Annotated in this window: 23 protein-coding genes; 16 read left to right on the top strand and 7 right to left on the bottom strand. The window is 57.2% G+C overall.

Features of this window, described 5'->3' with window-relative positions:
* Nucleotides 1-9: 9 nt before the first annotated feature.
* A complete protein-coding gene (locus CEJ42_RS16455) occupies nucleotides 10-873 on the bottom strand; it encodes a helix-turn-helix transcriptional regulator (protein WP_088751834.1) in 864 nt (287 codons plus the stop codon).
* A gap of 1,017 nt (nucleotides 874-1,890) precedes the next feature.
* On the opposite strand from CEJ42_RS16455, the gene CEJ42_RS25440 reads away from it, so the two are divergent.
* On the top strand, nucleotides 1,891-2,268 hold the full coding sequence (locus tag CEJ42_RS25440) for a helix-turn-helix domain-containing protein (protein ID WP_420840775.1): 378 nt from the start codon (nucleotides 1,891-1,893) through the stop codon (nucleotides 2,266-2,268).
* Nucleotides 2,269-2,371: 103 nt separating this feature from the next.
* Here the strand turns inward: CEJ42_RS25440 and CEJ42_RS24690 are convergent, their stop codons facing one another.
* The 3 genes from CEJ42_RS24690 to CEJ42_RS16440 all read right to left on the bottom strand — a co-directional run bounded on the left by CEJ42_RS24690 (nucleotide 2,372) and on the right by CEJ42_RS16440 (nucleotide 5,022).
* Entirely contained in the window at nucleotides 2,372-2,710 is a 339-nt protein-coding gene (locus tag CEJ42_RS24690) for a hypothetical protein (RefSeq protein WP_129587762.1), read from the bottom strand.
* Complete coding sequence (locus CEJ42_RS16445) at nucleotides 2,710-4,056, bottom strand: hypothetical protein (RefSeq protein ID WP_088751832.1); 1,347 nt, start codon at nucleotides 4,054-4,056, stop codon at nucleotides 2,710-2,712. The genes CEJ42_RS24690 and CEJ42_RS16445 overlap by 1 nt, the downstream gene beginning before the upstream one ends.
* Nucleotides 4,057-4,146: 90 nt before the next feature.
* Nucleotides 4,147-5,022, bottom strand: a complete 876-nt coding sequence (locus CEJ42_RS16440; RefSeq protein ID WP_088751831.1) for a LysR family transcriptional regulator — start codon at nucleotides 5,020-5,022, stop codon at nucleotides 4,147-4,149.
* A gap of 100 nt (nucleotides 5,023-5,122) precedes the next feature.
* Here CEJ42_RS16440 and CEJ42_RS16435 point away from each other — a divergent pair, with 100 nt between their 5' ends.
* On the top strand, nucleotides 5,123-6,055 hold the full coding sequence (locus tag CEJ42_RS16435) for an NADP-dependent oxidoreductase (protein WP_088751830.1): 933 nt from the start codon (nucleotides 5,123-5,125) through the stop codon (nucleotides 6,053-6,055).
* A 36-nt stretch (nucleotides 6,056-6,091) separates the two neighbouring features.
* Nucleotides 6,092-6,958 carry an SDR family oxidoreductase gene (locus tag CEJ42_RS16430; protein WP_088751829.1) on the top strand — a complete coding sequence of 289 codons (867 nt, stop codon included), beginning with the start codon at nucleotides 6,092-6,094 and terminating at the stop codon, nucleotides 6,956-6,958.
* Between the two features lie 508 nt (nucleotides 6,959-7,466).
* On the opposite strand, the gene CEJ42_RS16425 is transcribed toward CEJ42_RS16430, so the two are convergent.
* Together CEJ42_RS16425 and CEJ42_RS16420 are read right to left on the bottom strand one after the other, a co-directional pair.
* The gene (locus CEJ42_RS16425; protein ID WP_088751828.1) at nucleotides 7,467-7,817 is read right to left on the bottom strand and encodes an antibiotic biosynthesis monooxygenase family protein; all 351 of its coding nucleotides are present in this window, start codon (nucleotides 7,815-7,817) and stop codon (nucleotides 7,467-7,469) included.
* 38 nt (nucleotides 7,818-7,855) lie between these two features.
* Nucleotides 7,856-8,467: a LysE family transporter gene (locus tag CEJ42_RS16420; protein WP_088751827.1), complete on the bottom strand. Its 612-nt coding sequence runs from the start codon at nucleotides 8,465-8,467 to the stop codon at nucleotides 7,856-7,858.
* A 62-nt stretch (nucleotides 8,468-8,529) separates the two neighbouring features.
* On the opposite strand from CEJ42_RS16420, the gene CEJ42_RS16415 reads away from it, so the two are divergent.
* The 3 genes from CEJ42_RS16415 (at nucleotide 8,530) to CEJ42_RS25065 (ending at nucleotide 10,796) form a co-directional block, all read left to right on the top strand.
* Nucleotides 8,530-9,453, top strand: a complete 924-nt coding sequence (locus tag CEJ42_RS16415; protein WP_088751826.1) for a LysR family transcriptional regulator — start codon at nucleotides 8,530-8,532, stop codon at nucleotides 9,451-9,453.
* Nucleotides 9,454-10,195: 742 nt separating this feature from the next.
* A complete protein-coding gene (locus CEJ42_RS24685; protein WP_129587761.1) occupies nucleotides 10,196-10,489 on the top strand; it encodes a hypothetical protein in 294 nt (97 codons plus the stop codon).
* Nucleotides 10,490-10,508: 19 nt separating this feature from the next.
* Complete coding sequence (locus tag CEJ42_RS25065) at nucleotides 10,509-10,796, top strand: hypothetical protein (protein ID WP_158522624.1); 288 nt, start codon at nucleotides 10,509-10,511, stop codon at nucleotides 10,794-10,796.
* Nucleotides 10,797-10,986: 190 nt separating this feature from the next.
* On the opposite strand, the gene CEJ42_RS16410 is transcribed toward CEJ42_RS25065, so the two are convergent.
* Complete coding sequence (locus tag CEJ42_RS16410; protein WP_088751825.1) at nucleotides 10,987-11,610, bottom strand: TetR/AcrR family transcriptional regulator; 624 nt, start codon at nucleotides 11,608-11,610, stop codon at nucleotides 10,987-10,989.
* A gap of 193 nt (nucleotides 11,611-11,803) precedes the next feature.
* Here CEJ42_RS16410 and CEJ42_RS16405 point away from each other — a divergent pair, with 193 nt between their 5' ends.
* The 10 genes from CEJ42_RS16405 (at nucleotide 11,804) to CEJ42_RS24680 (ending at nucleotide 19,868) form a co-directional block, all read left to right on the top strand.
* Nucleotides 11,804-13,090: an NAD(P)/FAD-dependent oxidoreductase gene (locus CEJ42_RS16405; RefSeq protein ID WP_088751824.1), complete on the top strand. Its 1,287-nt coding sequence runs from the start codon at nucleotides 11,804-11,806 to the stop codon at nucleotides 13,088-13,090.
* A complete protein-coding gene (locus tag CEJ42_RS16400) occupies nucleotides 13,087-13,920 on the top strand; it encodes a DUF1365 domain-containing protein (RefSeq protein ID WP_088751823.1) in 834 nt (277 codons plus the stop codon). Before CEJ42_RS16405 ends, CEJ42_RS16400 begins: the two co-directional genes overlap by 4 nt.
* Nucleotides 13,917-15,128 carry an SAM-dependent methyltransferase gene (locus CEJ42_RS16395; protein ID WP_088751822.1) on the top strand — a complete coding sequence of 404 codons (1,212 nt, stop codon included), beginning with the start codon at nucleotides 13,917-13,919 and terminating at the stop codon, nucleotides 15,126-15,128. The genes CEJ42_RS16400 and CEJ42_RS16395 overlap by 4 nt, the downstream gene beginning before the upstream one ends.
* 5 nt (nucleotides 15,129-15,133) lie before the next feature.
* Entirely contained in the window at nucleotides 15,134-15,697 is a 564-nt protein-coding gene (locus tag CEJ42_RS16390) for a DUF3833 domain-containing protein (RefSeq protein WP_088751881.1), read from the top strand.
* 89 nt (nucleotides 15,698-15,786) lie between these two features.
* Nucleotides 15,787-16,554, top strand: coding sequence for an SDR family NAD(P)-dependent oxidoreductase (locus CEJ42_RS16385; RefSeq protein WP_207760450.1), 768 nt, complete (start codon nucleotides 15,787-15,789; stop codon nucleotides 16,552-16,554).
* Nucleotides 16,555-16,556: 2 nt separating this feature from the next.
* Complete coding sequence (locus tag CEJ42_RS16380; RefSeq protein WP_088751821.1) at nucleotides 16,557-16,991, top strand: nuclear transport factor 2 family protein; 435 nt, start codon at nucleotides 16,557-16,559, stop codon at nucleotides 16,989-16,991.
* Between the two features lie 9 nt (nucleotides 16,992-17,000).
* Nucleotides 17,001-17,381, top strand: coding sequence for a response regulator (locus tag CEJ42_RS16375; protein ID WP_088751820.1), 381 nt, complete (start codon nucleotides 17,001-17,003; stop codon nucleotides 17,379-17,381).
* A 125-nt stretch (nucleotides 17,382-17,506) separates the two neighbouring features.
* Nucleotides 17,507-18,010 (top strand): chalcone isomerase family protein, encoded by a 504-nt coding sequence (locus tag CEJ42_RS16370; protein ID WP_243397879.1) that lies wholly within the window; start codon nucleotides 17,507-17,509, stop codon nucleotides 18,008-18,010.
* A complete protein-coding gene (locus tag CEJ42_RS16365; protein ID WP_243397878.1) occupies nucleotides 18,007-19,263 on the top strand; it encodes an MFS transporter in 1,257 nt (418 codons plus the stop codon). Before CEJ42_RS16370 ends, CEJ42_RS16365 begins: the two co-directional genes overlap by 4 nt.
* A 311-nt stretch (nucleotides 19,264-19,574) precedes the next feature.
* A complete protein-coding gene (locus CEJ42_RS24680; RefSeq protein ID WP_129587760.1) occupies nucleotides 19,575-19,868 on the top strand; it encodes a hypothetical protein in 294 nt (97 codons plus the stop codon).
* Nucleotides 19,869-19,940 lie beyond the last annotated feature (72 nt).

Genomic DNA, 19,940 nt, shown 5'->3' with positions numbered 1-19,940 from the left:
CAGGTTGGGTCAGAGGCTCTGGTGCGCGCGGCTGCCGCTGCGCACGACAGAGGGAGAAAATCCGAATCGCTTGCGAAAGCGCACGGAGAAGCGGGAGGGCGATTCGTAGCCCACCGCCAGCGCAATGTCGGCGACCGGGCGCGTGGTGGCCTGGAGCATGGTCAGCGCGGCGGCCATGCGGACATCCGCAATCACTTCGGTCAGCGACGTGCCTTCCGCCGACAAGCGGCGCCTCAGCGTGGCCTGCGACATGGCCAGCCGCTCCGAGACGAAAGCCGACGGCCATTCGGCCTCGACTTCGCCCGACACCAGATTCCGGATCTGCGCCGCGATGCCGGATTGCGCCGCCTGCGGTTCCAGGGCGATGCCGTGTTCGAAGAGCCAGTACAGGACTTCGAGCACGCGCAACCGGGCGATGGCATCGGGCACGCCGCCGTCCGGGGAGAGCACCTCCCGCGCGGCCTCGAACGCGGCCTGAAACGCCGCGCCGCTTTTCCTGATGACGCGCGCAGGAGCGCGGCGCCTGGTCGTACGCCGCAGCGCCGCGCAGTCGCGCCGGTATCCCTCGTCAAGCAGCAGCGCATTGTCGAACAGCAGCCAGCGCGCCTCATACGTGCCGCCGGGCGCGATCGCGTTGATGAAGTCGACGCTCTGGTCGCCGCGCAAGACCAGCGCCTGCCCGGGCGCAGCGACGAACTTCTCCCCGTTGCCGGCGACCACGGTCTTGACGCCGCGGTCCACGAAGATCAGCGCGCTCCGGTCCAGGGCGATCCGTGCGATGCGCAGTTCGTTGCCCTGGACGACGTGCGCCGTGAGCCCGATATGAGGCTTGCCGCACACTTCGCGAGCTTGGGAGGGAGAGCCGGCGTTCATTGCTGAGCGTGGAGAATTGACGATAGATGGGAGTCTACCGTTGCCGGGATGAAGGCGTCATGCCGGCAAGCTCAAATGCTGTGCCGATTCGCTCAGATTGGCGCGAGGAAGTGAAAACGCCGACGGCTCGGGGCTTCGCGGGTGTCCAAAAATCTCGGAAGCAAGGAAGGGCTCTGGAGCAGATGCCCTTGGATTTGAGAGAGCTGGGATATAAGGCGGCGTAGGGGAAGGGAGGTTCAAAGGCTTCCCTTCTTAAAAGGGAAGCCTTTCATTTCTGGCAGACACACTGTAATTGAACAATAAAGTTCGTAAAAATATCCCTTCTGAAACCCGCGCCGGACAGGCATCATTCACGGCGGTTATGTCTACTTAAAGTTCGTAATGGTAGGCGTTTTGGTCGCCGAGCGCTGTCAATTGCCAATAAAGTTCGTAATAACCAGGTTTGGCCGGGTGGGACTCAACCTAACCATCCTGCATCGAGTGACTGCAGATAGCTGACAACGTTGTCTACGCGACCTTCGGCCACTAAAACTTGAGGCGTCTTGCCCTCAAAGCAAGATAAATGGCTATTTCTGAACCAGAAAACCGCTTTTTCTACACTGCCGGAAACATCGGTGCTCGTACAGATGACACGTATCACGTCCCGCATAAAACGCTGTAAGTTCTCAGCCTCTGGCACATGCAAAACGGTGCTTTCTTGAATACGGGCATGCCTTGCTAATGTTGGGAGGTCTATGATCTCAGAAATTCCCGTCTGAGCTCAGAGCAATCCGGCACGCACGTAGTTCAGATGAAAAATGCCCGCTTTGCGGGCATTTTCTATTTATGAGCGATACCGGCGGGGGGTCATATTAAGTAGATAGTTATGACCCTCGAAGTCGTGAGATTTGTGCTCATTCTGCAATTCCTCTCGTCTCGATAAGGCGCACTATTATTCGTTTTATGGGTAGATATCGCTATTAAGCGCAATATTATGCGTGTTATCGTTAGCATGTCTTGCGGGGCGATGTTGCAGATATGCCCCATTTGGGAAGTGACGGCCATGGAACAAAGTTTCAGCTAGGAGCGCAGAGAATGCCTCGGAATATGACGCCAGAAGAATTGGAGGTGACGCTTGGCGAAAATCTACAGCGCTACCGACTTAGTTTGAATCTATCTCAAGAAAGGGTCGCCTACCTTGCCGGAATTAATACGCGAACCCTGCAGAACTTGGAGGCCGGTCGAGGATCCTCTATGAGGACGTTTGTCATGGTGCTGCGTGCACTTGGTCGCAACGAATGGCTTGATACTCTGGCGCCAAGCACCTTTAATCCCTTGACTCTCCCCAGAGATTCGGATCAGAGGCAGCGCGCATTTAAGGCACGAAAGAAGACGGCACCAACACTGGGCGATTGAGCCAATTTAAGAGGGGGCGCAGCCTCGGGCCACCTTCAAACGAATACGGAAGGTGGCCAGGAACATGCGGTGCAGAAATTCTGCGAGCCGATCAAGTTAGATCCTATCTTTCGGAGAAGAGCGCTGCGGCAATGCACATTGAAGCTGCAATAGCAAAGGCCGCAGCGAGGTTATTTTGAATTAGCGCTAAATTGTTCAGGCCATCCATAAGCTTGGTTGCAGACGCTGGGGAGATATTGATCAAGTCTGGATATGATGAAATCCTCGCGAGTGCCGTATCGGGGCTAACCGAAAGAGCGTGACTTATGGCGGCGGCCTTGAGCTGGCAGCCAGATGATTGATGCCAAAGAATGGCTGAGAATATCCCAGTTGCTCCGGATATCACCGACATTACTCTTCGAAACGAGAATCGGACGCTAGCTACTTTTGTGAGTGTTTGCATTATTTTCTCCGCTTCTGTTGTTGGCGCTTTTCTTTTCGTAGACGTGCATTCTCTTTGACTACGCGATCATTCCATGCGGGCGTAACCTCGACTAGCTTCTCGTATAGTCCTGAGGAGAATTTCAAGGTCCTGAAAGCTTCCAGCCATATAGGGGATCCTTCAAGCTTTCCCCTTCTCAGATAAAAGAGCAGGAGTCTCGCCCCAATGAAGGTAGTGATGGAGGTAGAAAACATCGTTATCTGCCACCACAAAGACTCCATTGCAGTGATGTTCTCGGTTTGGATGCGATAGAAGACATAGAACGCGCCAACGTAAAGGACGGCGATACTGCCGATCATCGAATTTACAAATGACTGCGAGAACCGGTGGCCAGCAACCTTGGTTTTTCCGCACCGATAGAGCGTTAAAAGAACGTATAAGAAATAGGGCGGCGCCAGAAGGCCAAGATCTAGGTTTGTCCAGGCGTATGGGTTGGGTAGGCGCCAATAAAATACAAAGACGCTTAAGGAAAAGACCACGAGGACGTAAATGTCATCGGACATTTCTCCATAGAACTCACTCATGAGCTCCGAATTTTTTCCCGCTTTGGTAAGTACGAATTCATAAAGATAGCCGGCAGCAATTGCCCATGTAGCGCTGCCGTAAGTGAAGATGAACAGCCGAAGATAGGAGTGATCCGTGTTAAGGAAAAGTTGCCATCCAAGCGAGATGACTGTCACGGAGACGAGTAGCGCCTTGAGGCCGTTGAACGGATAGATTAGTGAGACTGCCTTTGCAAGTGTGGAGTCTCCGTTGAGTAAGTACTCGGCCAGTCTGATCTTCGTGCGCAGGAACCGTACCAGATTCCATATAGCCATCACAATTCCGAGAAACAATCCGCCAAAGGCAGAATGTGCCAGATAAATGCCGAGGCGAAAATCTTCTTGCGATGTACCGGACGTAAGAATCTCCGTCATTATTTCAAGTGCCGCAATCCTGCCTTTGAAGATGGATGCATAGGCTACGGTGGTCGCCGTTGAGAAGGCTAGTGATAGCAGAATTACCTTTATAGCGGTAAACATCTGCTGCCTCATCTCCATGGTAGTGGGAAGAAGCAAACATCCGAACGCCACAATCGAAAAGCAAAGTGTGACGGTCAGGCCAAAGTACACTGCGTAGACAATAGAAAATGCAATGTCTGCCTTGTTAGTAGCGGTTAAATGGATGGACTTTAGGATGGCAGTAGAGAGGCCTGGTGACAGCACTTGGCACAAGTATCCAATTAGAAAGCCGAGACCAGCGGCAATAAGAGTCACTATGAACAATGTCAAAAGAGCAGTGCCCACTTTTTCTAGTATTTTTTTCATTTTTGTTTCGGATAAATAGTTTTTATCGTTGTGTTTTGGCAGGCACAACATTCAGGCATGCGCGGCCTGGCCATGCCCAACTGTTAGAGATCAAACGACGAACCAGCCGCCCGGATACTGTGCGGCGATAAAATCGACGAACACACGTACCTTTGGGCTTTGCAGTCGGCGCGAGGTGTGAAGCGCCCAAAGTTCGACCTCCTCGCCGACTATCCCCCAAACGCCCAGCTTGCCGTCATCGATCAAGCCTTGCGCCAGCGACTGCGGCAACAGCGCGACACCGGCGCCTGCCGCCGCAGCGTCGCGCACCATCAGTAGCGACGACAGGCGCAACACCGGTTGCGGCTCCACCACCATCTTCCGATCCCCGGCACTCCACAGATCGCCGTCGCGGTAGCTTGGCATGACCACGGCCGGCGTGGGGAACGGCTGGGCAGCGTTCTTTGGCGGAGGGCGTAGCGAAGGCGCGGCGACAAGGAGCAAACGGTCCCTAGCAAAGCACCGTCCTACAAGGGCACTATCCTTGCGCGGATTGATGCGGATGGTGAGGTCGAAGTGTTCCTCGACCAGGTCGACAAACCGGTCTTCGGCCACAGCCTCGACCTGGACCTCCGGATAGCGGGCCTGGAACCGCGCAAGAATTCCTCCCAGCGCCATCTGCGAAAAAACCAGCGGGGCTGCAATGCGCAGCTGTCCGCGTGGCTTCTCCATTCCCTCCACGGCCTCGGCCAGCGCCTCGGCGAGCTCGCGCATTGGTCCGTCCGCACGTTCCAGCAGGAGCCGCCCCGCATCCGTCAGCTCCAGACTGCGCGCGCCTCGTTCGATGAGGCGTACGCCCAGCGCTTCCTCGAATTCGGCGATTCGGCGCGACAGGGTGGCCTTCGAGCGTCCGCTCGCGCGGCTGGCGCGGCCGAATCCGCCATGCGTGGCCACCAGTTGAAAATCGGTCAGTGCGTTGAGGTCCATGATGTCTCAATATCGATACGGTGTGTCTATATTTTATGGTCTTTGTTTTGAATGTGAAACTCCTTATTGTTAGGTCCGTACCCAACCACAAGGAGTTCTCATGAAGACGATTCGTGCTTTGCAGCTGACCCAGTATGGCGGTCCCGAGTCCGCCCGCATTTCCCTCATCGATGCGCCCGTCGCGGGCCCAGGCCAGGTCGTAGTGCGTGTGCACGCCGCCGGCGTCAACGGGCTGGATTGGAAGGTGCGTGAAGGCTACGTCAAGGATGCTTTCCCGCTGGCCCTGCCTACGGTGCTGGGCATCGAGCTTGCCGGTGTCGTCGAGCAAGTGGGAGCCGGGGTTACCCGTTTCGCCAAGGGCGACCGCGTCATGGGCTCGCTCGGCGGCCTGGGTGCCTACGCCGAGCTGGTGGCCGTGGACGCCGCTAACCTGGCCAAGGTGCCGGCGTCGATGAGCTTCGCTGACGCCGCCGCGCTGCCGGTGGCCGCGGTCTCCGCATGGCAAAGCCTGCACTTCGCCGGTCCGGTGCGGGCCGGACAGCGCGTCCTGATCCACGGTGCCGCCGGCGGACTGGGCGGTTTCGCGGTGCAGTTTGCGCGTCGCGCTGGCGCCAAAGTGCTGACCACCGCGTTGACGCGAGATTTCGACTACGTGCTGGGTCTGGGCGCAGACCATGCGATTGATTACCAGACCGGCCGCTTCGAAGCCGCCATGCAGGACATCGACCTGGTGCTCGATTACGTCGGTGGCGATACCCTGGCGCGTTCATGGCAGGTGCTCGCCGCCGACGGCGCCATCGTCAGCACCGCCTCACCGGCGATCCTGCAGAGCACGCCTGCCGGCCGCCGTGGCCTCTGGTTCATGAACAAGCCGGACGCCGAACGACTGCAGCAGATCGCCGATGACGTGGCGCAAGGCGGCCTGCAGTCGCGGGTTGATGCCATCGTCCCGTTCGACGACCTGCCTGCCGCGATCGAGCACAACCGCACCAGTCCGCAGCTTGGCAAAACCGTTGTCGCCATCAGCGCCTGATCTCTCTTTCACATACTTTCACAAAGGAACTACAACATGAGCATCCTGATTACCGGTGCCTCGGGCACCATTGGCTCCCTGATCCTGCAGCGTCTGGCGTCGGCCGACGTCGAACTCAAGGCCCTGGTCCGCACTCCCGGAAAGGCCGTCTTGCCCGCCGGGGTAACTGAAGTCGTGGGCGATATGAGCAGTCCGCAAACCATGCGCTCGGCGTTGTCGTCGGTGCGTACGCTGTTCTTGCTCAACGCGGTGACGCCTGACGAGGTGACGCAAGCACTGATGACACTGAACCTGGCCAAGGAAGCGAGAATCGAACGTATCGTTTATCTGTCGGTCATCCACGCCGACCGCTATACCAACGTCCCCCACTTCACCGGTAAGCACACGGTGGAACGAATGATCGAGAGCATGGATGTGCCTGCGACCATCCTGCGCCCGGCCTATTTCATGCAGAACGACGCGGACATCAAGTCCGTGGTCGAAGGCTATGGCATTTACCCGATGCCAATCGGCGAAGCCGGCGTGGGCATGATCGATGTACGTGACATCGCCGACATTGCGACCGCCGAGCTGTTGGCGCGTCATCGTGCTGGGCACGCGCTGCCACGTCGCACACTGGATCTGGTGGGCCCGGAAAGTCTGACCGGGCCGGCAGTCGCCGCAATTTGGAGCGAGGCGCTCCAGCGCGAGATCGGCTACGGCGGCGATGACCTGGACGGCTTCGAACGTCAGCTGGCAACGTACGGTCCTGATTGGATGGCTTATGACATGCGTCTCATGATGGAACGTATCCAGGCAATCGGCATGCATGCGCAAGCGGGTGCGGTGGAAGTTCTGGAGACGATGCTGGGACGCCCGCTGCGCAACTATCGCGATGCCGTACGCGATATGCTGAAATCCTAATGAGCACCGGAATTGCATAGGTGCACTTGAGGAAATTGCCCGCGCGTTGTGGGCAATTTCCTGGCGGAGTCGATGACTGCTTCTGGCCGGTTGCAGCCATTCGCAACATGTTACGGCCCCTTAATACGGATAGCTTCGAAACGACTCTTTATTCTTGGATCCGAGAGGACTAAATGCTCAGATCACTGTTTGAGAGCACTCAAGCAAAGAAAGCGGCGTAACACTATTGGACAGCTGCTATCGGTGCGCATGGCTTCATCCAGTTGCGGGCTCTCCAGCAGCGCGCTCAGCTGCAGCACATAGGGTGGCGCGTCGTCGCAACACAGTCGGGCCGCATAGGCGGCCGTTCGGTGGTCGAGCGATGGCTTGAGGATGGGGAGAACGCGCTTGGTCGAGGTGGCGCTTCGGGGCGACGCATTAAGTGGCCGCTAATTTAGCATGCCGCGCATGCTGCAAGCATCGATTTATCTTCCTGGCGGTGGCTTGTGTGCGCTGCCGGAAGCTTCCATCAGCGCCCGATTGCGGCATCCAGGGGCATCGCGTGACCAGCCAGGGGGTGTTGCATTCCTGTACTGCCATAGGTGCCCAGTACCTTGCTGATGACGACCTGGTAGCCGCGCAGCCACTTTGCTTGCTGCTGCTTGGCTTGTATGTGCAGAGGGTGCGAGATCAGCTGCTGTAGCGCCTCCATCGTGTGCCAGTAGTAGGTGTTGGACAGCAGGCCATCTTCAGTATTGCTCCAGGCTTCTTCGCCGGCATAGCCATCGATAGACTTTGCAACCTGCGAAATGGCATTGTCCAGGGAAAAGAATTGATCATCGTATTCGCCTTTGGCGAAGGTGAAGGTCGAGCAATACATGGGATGTCCAATACAAGGATTTGCGTGATTTCCTGAGCTTACCGCGACGTCGCCAGCAAGAGCCCGAATCCTACCAGCAAGCCACCGAAGGCCCGGTCGATCCAATGGCGAACTGCCAGCAAACGGTGGCGCACACTATCTGCCGAGAAGAAAAGCGCCACCAGGCCGAACCAGGCCAGGTGCGCTGCAGAAATGAAGATCCCGTAGCCGATCTGGGTGGCCAAAGGCGTGGATGGCTGAACCACCTGCAAGAACAGGCTGACGATGAAGACGGTGGTCTTGGGATTCAACACATTGGTCAGGAAACCCGTGCGCAATGCCGCCATCTGCGACAGCGGCATTGCAGCAACAGCGGCTGTCCCCGCATGGGGTTTGACCCTGAGCATCTTCACCCCGAGATAAACCAGGTAGACCGCTCCGGCGAGCTTGATGGCGTTGAGCAGCCACAGGGAGCGCTGGATCAGCAGGCCCACGCCGACCAGCGTGTAGCTGACGTGGATCAGCACGCCCAGGGCTATGCCCATGGCCGTCAATACACCCGCGCGGCGCGACAGCATCAGGCTGTTGCGCGTGACCATCGCAAAGTCTGGCCCGGGACTGATGACGGCCAGCAAGGTGATGGTGAATACAGCTATCATTTCGGTCGTCATGATTTCAGTTCAAGGTCGATATTGGGCATGATCTTAGTGGGAAGATGCCTTCGGGAATAACGATGTTTTCTGACAAAGATAGTGAGTCTGGCTCACAGAAAGACGATGCGCGCCTGCCGTCGCTGTTGGCCCTGCGCTGCTTCGAGGCGGCGGCAAGATACGAGAATTTCAGCCGGGCCGCTGTTGAGTTGCATCTCACGCATGGGGCCATCAGCCGCGCGGTGCGCCTGCTGGAGGATGAGTTGGGCGTGGCCCTGTTCGAGCGGCGCAGCCGGCGCGTGTTCCTGACCGAGCAGGGCCGCACCCTGGTCCAGGCCGTGTCCAGCGGCATGGAGTTGATGCGCCATGCGGTCGGGGAATTGCGTGCCAGTGCGCGCCAGGAGCGCCGCTGGGTGCTGTCGTGCGAGCCGACGCTGTTAATGCGCTGGCTGATTCCCCGCTGGCCGAACTTCCAGCATCAACACCAGGATATCGATGTGCATCTGGTGGCCGGTGGCGGGCAATTTTCCTTTGCCGATGGCATCGACTTGGCGATCCGCCGTGACGACTTCCCCTGGCCGGACAGCTACCATGTCGAGCCTCTGTTTCCTGAGCGAGTGGGGCCGGTGTGCCGCCCTGACAAGGCCGCGTGGTTCTCTGCGAGGAAGGGCGGCGCGCCACTCAAGGCCGGTGCGCCGTGTCTTCACACCCATACCCGGCCTCGTGCGTGGCAGCAATGGGCATTGGCAGCGGGGTATTCTCCTTTTGATGCGAAGGGGAAAGTCCTCGAGCACTTCTATTTCAGCCTGCAGGCGGCGGTGGCGGGATTGGGCGTGGCGATAGGGCCGTGGCAGCTGGTGCGGGATGACTTGGAAAGCGGCGTGCTGGTGGCGCCGCTGGGGTTTGTCGAGGATGGTTCGCGCTATTGCCTGCTGTCGGCTAGGCAGCTGCCTTCCGATGGTCCTCAGGCCAGTTTGTTGGCATGGCTGCGGGCCATGGGACGGTAGGTGCGGGATGAATTCCCCCTTAGCACCAATCCAGTCATCGGCAGCGGCCACAACTTCTTCTCTTAAGCCATCATATTCGCTGCAAAACAGTTGACGCATCATTTCAAATTCGATCATGGCTTTTTCTAGGCGCGCAGCGAAATAGGAACGGCCGCTCCTGGCCGGTAGCAGACCTTGCAAGACGTGCTGCATTGCAATATATTGAACACATCTCCTCCAATTTCCTCGAAATTGGACTCTTGCCCTCCGCATTGCGTTGAGGGCTTTTTTTTTGCCAATTTGGCGCTGCTGAGTGTAGTACTCAGGAATTTCCTGATGGCGAAATGACATCCCCCTTTTTAAGCTGCAAGAAAAAAGGACGGATGAAAATGATTCCTGATAAATACAACATGGCTTATAGGCATGCTCACATCGTGAGGAGTATTGGCGAGCATACCGACGATGAAGAGGACATACTCGTGCTCTTGAATTTCGCCGTCAAGAATGGGTTGTCATCACTACGTGGGCTTGGTTGCAACACGATCGAGTCTCAAACGCTATTAGTTGATGCGTTGAGATACCAATTGGCGTCAAGGGAAGCAACACATCCCAAAATCCAGGGAAGTACTTCACATGGGCCTCTATCTTCTGGGGCACCAGGCTTGAGGTAGCGCAGTAGTAAACCATTGGGGCATCAGTTCAGTTAAACATGCATCACAATTCCACGTGAGAATCCTCCGGCAATTATTTCGGAGAGTGGAACGTGGCGAAATTCAGAGTGACCTATCAGATCGACGGGGACGTCAACAGCGAGCAACTGCATTTTGAAATCCCAGGTGAAGTCATCAGCTGCGACGATGTTCTTTGTGCCCTTGGCTCTCGGCTAAAGCCCTCCGAATCATGGCCATTCGTGGTGGCGACGATTCCGCTATCCGACGATGCGGATATCACAGAACGAGCAATACGTCTTCATCGGATAAAAGCCGCTTGCAACTATTTGAGTCTATCAAACATCAGTTATCTGCTAGAGGGGCAATCATTGGAAATCTATTGCTGAATCAGATGTGCGAGGATTTGTGATTGTACTCACGCAGCTTGATCGACTGAAATCAAAAAAGCCCGCAGAAGCGGGCTTTTTTGCGATATTCAGCTCCGACGCCGGAGCGAAGATTGGCTTAGTACGACGAGACGAAGCTGGCAGCGCGGCGATACGTGCACGACGCCATCGGGTGTTTATTCCATTTTGCTTCGGCAAAGAGATAGATGCCGACAGTTATCAGGCATACGGCGACAAGCGTGAAGAGAACATAGGCCATCAGGAAAGTGCTGAACATGGTGAACTCCTTAAGATGATTTCATCTTAAAGAGGAGGTATCGGCATGGCTTTAGTGAAAAACCTGACAGGCCATGTTAGAACTTCAGGCAATTCCTTAGCTTGATTTCGCCATTCCAACTTTCCCGTCGACTGGGCCCCACGTTGGACTTTCGCTGCAAGCAGAGCGTTGATGAGCCGTGCTGGCTTTGCACAATGCAACGTGACTCCCCGGCCTTTATTCAGCTTGAGCAGCCGTCCTTCGCAAAACCATCAAAAGCGACCTGCAGCATGTACCGCACGATATCCTCGTTGCCCATCTTGCTGAATTTCTGCAGGTAGTCCACCGCCGGGTCGCAAGTACGTGCGTAATAGCTGTACAGCACCACATCGCTTGGCAAAGCCGCATTGAGCTCTCCTGCTTTTTGCGCCCCTTTGACCAATTTTTCCAGCTGCCCGTTGAGCTTCAGTACGCGCATGACGTACTTTACATTGCGCATCAACATGTCTCTTACCGGCGCGCTGGTGGAGGGCAGGAACGGCAAGCCGCCTTCCAGGCGTACCCGTAGCGCCCATTCCAGCATTGCTTCGAGTTTCCCCCGCGGGCTGGCGATGTCGTCCAGCTGCGCCAGTTGATCAATGGCTCCGTCGATGAGACGAACCATCGTCTCACCCACCAACTCTTCCTTTGACTTGAAATGCTTGTACAAGCTGGGCTTGGAGATGCCGACGGCGCCGGCGACGTCATCCATTGTCATCAGGTCATAGCCTTTGCTTCCCAACACCGTTGTGGCCGCATCCAGGATCGCGTTTTCACGCAGCTTGAAAGCCTGGTCCTTGAAGCTGAGTTTGCCGAAAATACTCATTGGTAGCTTAAGTTACTAATTGGTAGATTTTATTTTCCATCGGTAGTAATCTTAGCACCACAGCGGCGTCTGAGCATTCAAAAAAGGATCGTAAAGAGGTTCGCCAAGGCAAAAGGTCCTCTTTTGTGCGATTTGAGCGAGGTTTTTCCGACGACCCAACGCTGACCAACAATAAAAGGACGGGCAGGTCTTCATGATTTCAAACGGACAACGTATCGCCGTCATTGGTGCTGGCATTGCCGGCCTGGCCAGCGCTTACCTCTTGGGGCGCCAGCATCAGGTTGTGCTCTATGAAGCAGCAACCACACTGGGCGGCCATGCCAATACCGTGGATATCGCCCCGGAAGGCATACCCTTCGCAGTCGACACCGGCTTTCTGGTACTGAACGACAGGACGTATCCCAACCTGCTCGCCTTGTTTAACGAGCTCAAGGTCGACACCTACGCTACTGACATGTCCTTTGCGGTATCGATGGATGAGGGCGCGTTCGAGTGGGCGGGTACCAACCTCGATACCGTGTTTGCCCAGCGAAAGCGGCTACTGTCGCCTGCATTTGTGGGCATGCTGCGGGACATCCTGCGCTTTAACCGGGCAGCTCACGCCAACTTCGCCCTTTGCGAGAGCCGCCCGCTTACTTTGCGCGGCCTGTTGGCCCAAGGCGGCTATGGTCAGACGTTCCGCGACGCATACCTGCTCCCCATGGCGGCAGCGATCTGGTCCAGTTCGCCTGCAGATATCCTCGATTTCCCGGCAGCTACTTTCCTGCGGTTTTGCATCAACCATGGCTTGTTGCAAGTCAACAATCGTCCGCGTTGGCGGACGGTACGCGGAGGTTCGCGGGAGTATGTCCGCCGCATCGCGGCAACGTTAACCGATGTGCGCACGGGCTGCCGGCTGGCGAGTGTGAGCCGCACCGACAGCGGCGTAGTCGTGCGCAGCGAAGGCGGAAATGTTCGAGAAGAGGTGTTTGACGCCGTGGTCTTCGCCACGCATGCGCCGCAAACACTGGCGCTGTTGCAGGACGCGACCATTGAGGAGCATGAAGTGCTGGCCGCCGTACGCTATCAGGCCAATGCGGCGTGGCTGCACAGCGACGTCGGCCTGATGCCGCGTCGCGGCAAAGTGTGGTCTGCCTGGAACTATCTGGGTTCGCGCCACGACGACGGCAGTCGCGCGGTCTGCGTAAGCTATTGGCTCAACCGGCTGCAAGACCTGCCGTGCCGCAGCGAAGTGATCCTCACGCTCAATCCACCGCAGGCCCCTGCTGCCGACACGGTGATGGGTCGATTCGATTACGAGCATCCGGTCTTCGACCAGCCGGCCATTGATGCCCAGCGCCGCCTGCCCCGTATTCAGGGGCGCCACCGCGCCTGGTTCGCCGGCGCCTGGACCGGCTATGGCTTCCATGAGGACGGTTTGAAGTCGGCGTTGCGGGTGGCGCGCGATTTTGACGTCATGCCGGCATGGGCATCGCTATGAAGGTCGACCTCCTATCGGCGCCGCAACCGGCAGCAAGGCTGTTGCACGGTCAGGTAATGCATCTGCGCCTGCGACCGGCGCGGCATCGCTTCGTCTACCCGGTGTTTTGCGTGCGTCTGGACCTGGACCGCACGTCCGATGCGGGCAATGCCTGGTTCGGCGTGGACAGTCGCCGTCCAATGAATATCCATCTGCGCGACTATGGCCCACGCGATGGCAGCAATCCCGCAGCTTGGGTTCGCACACGCCTACGACAAGCAGGTTTGCCCGATGACGGTGCCATCTGGCTGCAGACTTTTCCCAGGCTGTTCGGCTTTGTTTTCAATCCGGTCAGTTTTTTCCTTTGCCATGACCGCCGCGGCGACCTGCGCGCAGTACTGGCGGAGGTCAATAACACCTTCGGGCAGACCCAGCATTACCTGCTGCGGGCAGCCGATCACGGCGCCATCGGCGAACATACACGGCTGGCATGCGACAAGCTGATGCATGTCTCCCCATTCTGCACGGTACGCGGCTTCTACCGTTTTCGATTCCGCGACAGCGGCCATACCGCCTTCGTGGGGATCGATTACTTCGACCAGGGTCATTCCAGCGGATCCGACCAGGATCTGCAGCCGCTGCTGCGCACCTCGATTGGCGGTCGCCTGCTTCCCTTGACGGCCGCATCCACTTTGGCTGCCTTGTGCGCGCAGCCGTTGTTGACGTTGGGAGTGGTAGCCCGGATTCATTGGCAAGCACTGCTGCTGTGGCGCAAGCGCGTGCCCTGGTTCAGCAAGCCGGAACGCCAGCTTGTTGCCGATTCTTCTTCTGGAAAGGAAACCCTACCGTGAACCACAATCCCGCATTGTCGAATGCAGTTCGGCGCACCGGACCTCTATCGGCCCGCCTGTTCCTGGCCATGCTGGAGCGCTTGGATCACGGCCATCTGGAGCTGATCACGCCGCACGGCACGACCTTGACCTTTGGTGACTTGCGTCAGCCGCCCAGCGCGCAGCTACGCATCTTGGACTGGCGCGCCTGCGGCGCCATTCTGCGTGCCGGCGACATCGGCTTTGGGGAAGCCTACGGCAATGGCTGGGTGGAGACGACCGACCTGGCAGCCCTTCTACGGCTCGCATTGCGTAACCGCAAAGCCTTATCCAGCGCAGTCGAGGGCGGGACGCTGGCATCCTGGTGGTATCGCTTGCGTCACTTGCTGCGCTCTAATACGCGCAGCGGCAGTCGCCGCAATATCCATGCACATTATGACCTGGGCAACGACTTCTATCGTTTGTGGCTGGACGAGACGATGACCTACTCCAGCGCGATTTTTAGTGCTGCAGACCAAAGCCTGGTCGCGGCGCAGGCCGCCAAGTACGAACGCATCATCGAACAACTCGGATTGCGACCTGGAGATCGGGTGCTGGAGATTGGCTGCGGCTGGGGAGGTTTCGCCGAACACGCGGCAAGGCAAGGCATTCATGTGCATGGGGTCACGATCTCGACGGAGCAATTGGGCTTCGCCCGTGAGCGCATGCTTAACCAGCAGCTGGATCATCTGGTCCAACTGGAGCTGCGCGACTATCGCGATCTCACTGGCCACTATGACGCCATCGTTTCCATCGAAATGTTCGAAGCCGTGGGTGAGCATTTCTGGCAGACCTACTTTGACACCGTCGCTGCTCGTCTGAAGTCAGGAGGCAAGGCGCTGATCCAGTCTATCACCATCGATGAAGCCGTATTTGAGCGCTATCGGGACAGCGCTGACTTCATCCGTGAATTTATCTTTCCCGGCGGCATGCTTCCTAGCCACGAACGTTTCAGCCGTATCGCGCAGCGTGCCGGGCTGGCCACGCACGATCGCTTCCATTTTGGACGAGATTACGCGGAGACCCTGCGTCGCTGGAACGAGACCTTCCAGGCCAAGCGTGAGGCTGTCACCGCGCTGGGCTTCGACGAGCGGTTCCGTCGCCTGTGGCATCTCTATTACGTCTTTTGCGAAGTCGGTTTTGATGAAGGTCAGACGGACGTCGTGCAGTTCCTGCTGCAAAAGGAGTGATTCTGATGAACGCCCTCATATTGCATTCGCGCGCCCGGTTGTCTCGCTGGACCTGTCTGCTTGCTCTCGCTGCCATGCTCGGTGGTTGCGCCGGTCAACAGATCGGCGACTATGCCGGATTGAAGCCCGTATTTGACCCCGCTGCATTCTTCAAGGGACGTACTGAAGCTTGGGGCATGTTTCAAAAGCGTGGTGGCGAGGTGGCACGACGCTTCCATGTCGTGGTCACTGGCACGGTCGAGGGCGAGACCCTGACGCTGGATGAACGCTTCCGTTACGACGATGGCGAAACCCAGGCCCGAATCTGGACATTGGAACGACAGCCGGACGGAAGTTGGCGTGGGCGCGCTGGCGATGTCATCGGCCAAGCCGTAGGCGAGAGTGCCGGCAGCGCCTTCCATTGGAATTACACGCTGCTGTTACCGGTCAAGGAAAAACAATACGAGGTGCAGATGGATGACTGGATGTACCAACTGGACGAGCGCACCGTGATCAATCGCACCAGCATGCGCAAGTTCGGCGTGGAAGTGGGCCAGGTCACGCTGTTCTTCCGCAAGGAAGAAAAGTGAGCGCGCCTGCCCAGTGGAAATCCAGGCAGGGCAAGCGACCGGCCGGGGGGCACTCAAAGGAGATGCTCCGTACCTTGCTGTTTGGCCCCATGAACCGTCCCTTGCAGGACTTGCGAGGCTTGCGGGTGTGGTTGATCGGCGCCTCAAGCGGCATTGGTGCGGAACTGGCGCGCCAGGCTTTAGCTGCCGGCGCCCATGTGGCCCTCTCGGCACGCCGGCGAGACGCACTTGAGGAGGTGGCGGCCCATCATCCACAAGCTTTCATCGCCCCATTGGACGTGCTCTCCCGGGAGTCCTGGCATGACCAGCACGCCCGTATTGTCCAGACGCTGGGCGGCGTAGATTTGCTGGTCTTTTGCGTAGCCAAGTATCGGCCCGAGCGAAGCTGGGAAGTGCAGGAAGACGAAGCCGAACATACCGTCCGCACCAATTTCGCCAGCGTCTATTCAGCACTGGCCGCAACGCTTCCCGCTATGCTGGAGCGGGGAAGCGGCGGTATCGCTCTGGTGGCCAGCGTGGCGGGCTACGTGGGCCTCCCCGGTGCGACCGTCTATGGCCCCGGTAAAGCGGCGCTGATCAACCTGGCTGAAATTCTTTACAGTGATTTGCGACCGCAAGGCTTGAACGTGTACTTGGTCAATCCGGGATTTGTAAGGACTGCCCTCACCGACAAGAACGACTTCAACATGCCCTCAATCCAGACGCCTCAACAAGCAGCCAGGAAAATCTGGCGGGGAATCATCGCCGGTCGCTTCGAGATACATTTTCCGCTGCGCTTCACGCTATGGTTGAAGATACTGCGGCTTTTACCGTTCCGCTGGCGTTGCATGCTGTTCCAGCAGTTTTTGCGAGGGTAAGCATGGATGCGATCGATCAACTGCTGGCATGGTATGCCACCATCGACCGCCAAAGTTTGGCGCGGATTGACGAGTTCTATGCGCCCGAAGCGCGGTTCAAGGATCCGTTCAATGACGTCCAGGGCATCGGTGCAATTCGCAACGTCTTCGAGCACATGTTCGATACGACCGAGGCGCCACGATTCGTCATTCTGGAGCGAATGCAGCGTGATTCCCAGGCGTTTGCCACATGGCGTTTTGAATTCACGCTCAAAGGAAAGCCATACACGGTCCTGGGGGCGACACATTTTCGTCTCGATGCCGATGGACGCGTCATCGAGCATCGCGACTATTGGGATGCGGCCGAAGAGTTGTGGCAAAAGCTGCCGCTGCTGGGACGCGCGGTCGCATGGTTGCGCTCCCGCTTTGCGACCCCGCCGAATAACCATTATTTTTGAGTTGTGAACATGGAGAACGGCAAGACCATTTTGCTCGTCGACGACGACGCAGATGCCAGAGAGGTCAATGTATTGTGCCTGAAGAGTGCCGGCTTTCGGATCGTGGAAGCTGCTCATGGTGATCTGGCCCTGGCCCGCCTGGCGGAAGGCATACCCGACGCGATCATCACGGATTTGCGCATGCCAATGATGAACGGACTCGAACTTGCCAGGAGGCTCCGGAAAAACGCAGCCTACCTCGATATTCCGGTGGGACTATTGACCGGATCGCCTCCGCATCACGTGGATGACATCGGCCTCTTTGATGAGATTCTGATCAAGCCCAGCGGCTTTGACGACTTGCTCGCCATGGCCGATCGGCTGACCGGCCACGGCACGTTGCATCGCTGAAGTCAGCTTCCAGTTCGCATACTGCAGGATTCGATAACAAGATAAGGCGTCAGACCATGTGGCGTGCATCCCTGACAAAGTCATCGCGTACCCCGAGCCGACCTGCAGCTGTCGCAGCCGGCATCATGGTGCTCGCGCTGCTGCATCCCCTGGTGTGCCGAAGCGCCGAGACATGGCGCGAAGCGCTGCCTGAGGCACAGGCGTTGGGCAGCGGCGAGATGACATGGTTTGGCTTGCGCATCTATCGCGCAACATTGTGGTCGGCGCAACGTCCTTTCGATGCCACGCGTACCTTTGCCTTGCAACTGCACTACCACGTCGGCATAGGCAAAGAGCGCTTGGTGAGTACCAGTATCGACGAAATGGCCCGTATCGGGAAAGGTCTGATCGCAGCCGATGTGCTGGAACGCTGGAGAACAGAGCTTAATGATGCGTTTGTCGACGTCGCCGCCGGTGACGAACTCATTGGCGTCTATCTCCCCATGCAAGGAATGGAACTCCATAACCAGCGGCGCCTGCTTGCAAAAATCAATGACATTGAACTCGCCAACGCCTTTTTTGGCATTTGGCTTGATAAGGCGACACGTGATGAAGCCTTGCGCAAGCGATTGAGAGGAGAGTCTCCTTGAGCTCAGGCAGCGAGTCCTCTTTGTTGCGCGATATCTCCTATGGTCTGCTCGGTGCTCCTCTCGCCATGGCCGCGCTGCCTCTGTTCGTGCAAATGCCCGCTTACTATGCGAACCATGTCGGCGTGGCGCTTGCTCCGTTGGGATGGATACTGTTTTCGGCCAGACTGCTCGATATGATGCAGGATCCGCTTCTGGGGTACTGGCTGGACCGTCGGCGAGCGGAACAGAAGAAATGGATGATCGCGGCCGGCATCATTCTCGCGTGCGCGTTTGCAGGTCTGTGGAAACCGCCTTCTCTATCGCAGGATGGCGCTGGACCAGTGCTAGTCCTGTGCTGGCTGGCCTTGATGCTGATCATGGCATATGGCGCGCACAGTCTGATTAGCATCGCCTATTTGTCGTGGGGCGCCCGCTTGCCGGGAGGTGGTCTGCGCGCAGTGGGCTGGCGTGAGGGAGCCGGCCTGGCAGGAGTTCTGTTGGCCAGCGTGATTCCGCCTTATCTCATGGCAAACGGAGTCTCCGCACTGACACAGGGCCTGTCGGCATATTGCCTGTCATTCGCCGCACTCTTGATCGTCTGTCTTGCAATGTTGATTCGTCAACCTCAACCGATATCGCTCCAGGCGCCTGCTCAGCCTTGGTATGCCATCCTTCGGCAACTCTATTCCAATGCCCATCTGCGACGTCTTGTTTGGCCATATGCTCTCAATGCCTTATCGATGGCGATACCGGCAACGCTCGCGCTATTTTTCATCGAAGACCAATTGCAAGCATCTTCGATGGCCGGTGCCTTCCTTGCCAGCTATTTTTTGGCAGCGGCGGGCGGGCTTCCCTTCTGGATTCTCCTTGCCCGCAAGACCAGCCTCGTACAAAGCTGGCGTTACGCCATGGCGTTGTCGATTCTGGGCTTCTTGGGCGCATTCTTTCTCAACGCGGACAGTGCGCCGCTGTACTTTGTCATATGCATCATCACCGGAGTAGCACTCGGCGCCGATCTGGCCCTGCCGCCTCTGTTGGTGGGGAGAATGCCTGGTCAAGAGGAGATCATCGGCATCACCTATGGATTATTCACCATGCTGGGAAAACTGGCGATGTCGTTGGCAAGCTTGATATTGCCGATACTGGCTACCTGCGGTTATGAATCTGGAAGAGGGAGCAGCAGCGTTCTTCTAATCACTTATGCCGTGGTTCCTTGTTTGTTGAAAGGCATCGCCTTACTCACGCTGAGCCAATGTCATTGTGAGGAAAATTGAGCCGTTACTGTTTCCTATGGCACAAAACGGAAGGGCTCTGTCGTCGTCGATGTAATTGCACAATCAGATGCGACGACTAGATCAATGAAAAGAGCACAAACGTGCCAAACGTCTGCTCGTGGCCGATTGCGAACTTCTAGTCCCACCTTTAGGTCAGATACGTTATTAGACGAAACTCTAGAACGGGGCGGTCCCTTGGCGTCCCGGGAATTCCCCTATATCCATCTCCCAAAATGAATCTTATCCTGCAATACAGAGGGCATGGGGCCTTTTGATAGACATCGAAGGACAACCAACTCTTAGAGGCGGCAATGATCAAATTTTGGGTTACCTATACGCGCGATGAGCAACCAACAACCCGAGAAATTCAACTCGAAGTTGAAGATCGGGCATTGAGCTGCGACATCGTGATGCGCGCGCTGGGAAAGTTCTTGAATCCCTCCGAGCAATGGCCCTTTGCCGTTGATCCAACGGATTGTCTCGACAGCGCGAGTCTCGATGTACGAGCAGTCAGGTTACAAAGATCATCTGGTGCCCGCCGGTATCTGAAGATCACCTCTTTATCGTATCGCCCCGAAGGAACCGTTCTTCAGTTTTCCTGCTGATACTTACGCCCAAAAAGAAAAAGCCCGCTTCCGCGGGCTTTTTCTTTTCGTGACTTCTGATCATCGGACATT

The organism is Herbaspirillum robiniae (genome assembly GCF_002213415.1).
In the GTDB taxonomy this organism is placed as follows: Bacteria; Pseudomonadota; Gammaproteobacteria; order Burkholderiales; family Burkholderiaceae_D; genus Herbaspirillum; species Herbaspirillum robiniae.
The sequence above is the reverse complement of the archived record's forward strand: the minus strand, read 5'-3'. Positions and strand labels throughout refer to the sequence as shown.

Excerpts from the sequence above, each read along its gene's own strand:
- CEJ42_RS16455 (WP_088751834.1), bottom strand. The coding sequence starts at position 873 with ATGAACGCCGGCTCTCCCTCCCAAGCTCGCGAAGTGTGCGGCAAGCCT.
- CEJ42_RS25440 (WP_420840775.1), top strand. The coding sequence starts at position 1,891 with ATGCCCCATTTGGGAAGTGACGGCCATGGAACAAAGTTTCAGCTAGGA.
- CEJ42_RS24690 (WP_129587762.1), bottom strand. The coding sequence starts at position 2,710 with ATGCAAACACTCACAAAAGTAGCTAGCGTCCGATTCTCGTTTCGAAGA.
- CEJ42_RS16445 (WP_088751832.1), bottom strand. The coding sequence starts at position 4,056 with ATGAAAAAAATACTAGAAAAAGTGGGCACTGCTCTTTTGACATTGTTC.
- CEJ42_RS16440 (WP_088751831.1), bottom strand. The coding sequence starts at position 5,022 with ATGGACCTCAACGCACTGACCGATTTTCAACTGGTGGCCACGCATGGC.
- CEJ42_RS16435 (WP_088751830.1), top strand. The coding sequence starts at position 5,123 with ATGAAGACGATTCGTGCTTTGCAGCTGACCCAGTATGGCGGTCCCGAG.
- CEJ42_RS16430 (WP_088751829.1), top strand. The coding sequence starts at position 6,092 with ATGAGCATCCTGATTACCGGTGCCTCGGGCACCATTGGCTCCCTGATC.
- CEJ42_RS16425 (WP_088751828.1), bottom strand. The coding sequence starts at position 7,817 with ATGTATTGCTCGACCTTCACCTTCGCCAAAGGCGAATACGATGATCAA.
- CEJ42_RS16420 (WP_088751827.1), bottom strand. The coding sequence starts at position 8,467 with ATGACGACCGAAATGATAGCTGTATTCACCATCACCTTGCTGGCCGTC.
- CEJ42_RS16415 (WP_088751826.1), top strand. The coding sequence starts at position 8,530 with ATGTTTTCTGACAAAGATAGTGAGTCTGGCTCACAGAAAGACGATGCG.
- CEJ42_RS16410 (WP_088751825.1), bottom strand. The coding sequence starts at position 11,610 with ATGAGTATTTTCGGCAAACTCAGCTTCAAGGACCAGGCTTTCAAGCTG.
- CEJ42_RS16405 (WP_088751824.1), top strand. The coding sequence starts at position 11,804 with ATGATTTCAAACGGACAACGTATCGCCGTCATTGGTGCTGGCATTGCC.
- CEJ42_RS16400 (WP_088751823.1), top strand. The coding sequence starts at position 13,087 with ATGAAGGTCGACCTCCTATCGGCGCCGCAACCGGCAGCAAGGCTGTTG.
- CEJ42_RS16390 (WP_088751881.1), top strand. The coding sequence starts at position 15,134 with ATGAACGCCCTCATATTGCATTCGCGCGCCCGGTTGTCTCGCTGGACC.
- CEJ42_RS16385 (WP_207760450.1), top strand. The coding sequence starts at position 15,787 with ATGAACCGTCCCTTGCAGGACTTGCGAGGCTTGCGGGTGTGGTTGATC.
- CEJ42_RS16380 (WP_088751821.1), top strand. The coding sequence starts at position 16,557 with ATGGATGCGATCGATCAACTGCTGGCATGGTATGCCACCATCGACCGC.
- CEJ42_RS16375 (WP_088751820.1), top strand. The coding sequence starts at position 17,001 with ATGGAGAACGGCAAGACCATTTTGCTCGTCGACGACGACGCAGATGCC.
- CEJ42_RS16370 (WP_243397879.1), top strand. The coding sequence starts at position 17,507 with ATGGTGCTCGCGCTGCTGCATCCCCTGGTGTGCCGAAGCGCCGAGACA.
- CEJ42_RS24680 (WP_129587760.1), top strand. The coding sequence starts at position 19,575 with ATGATCAAATTTTGGGTTACCTATACGCGCGATGAGCAACCAACAACC.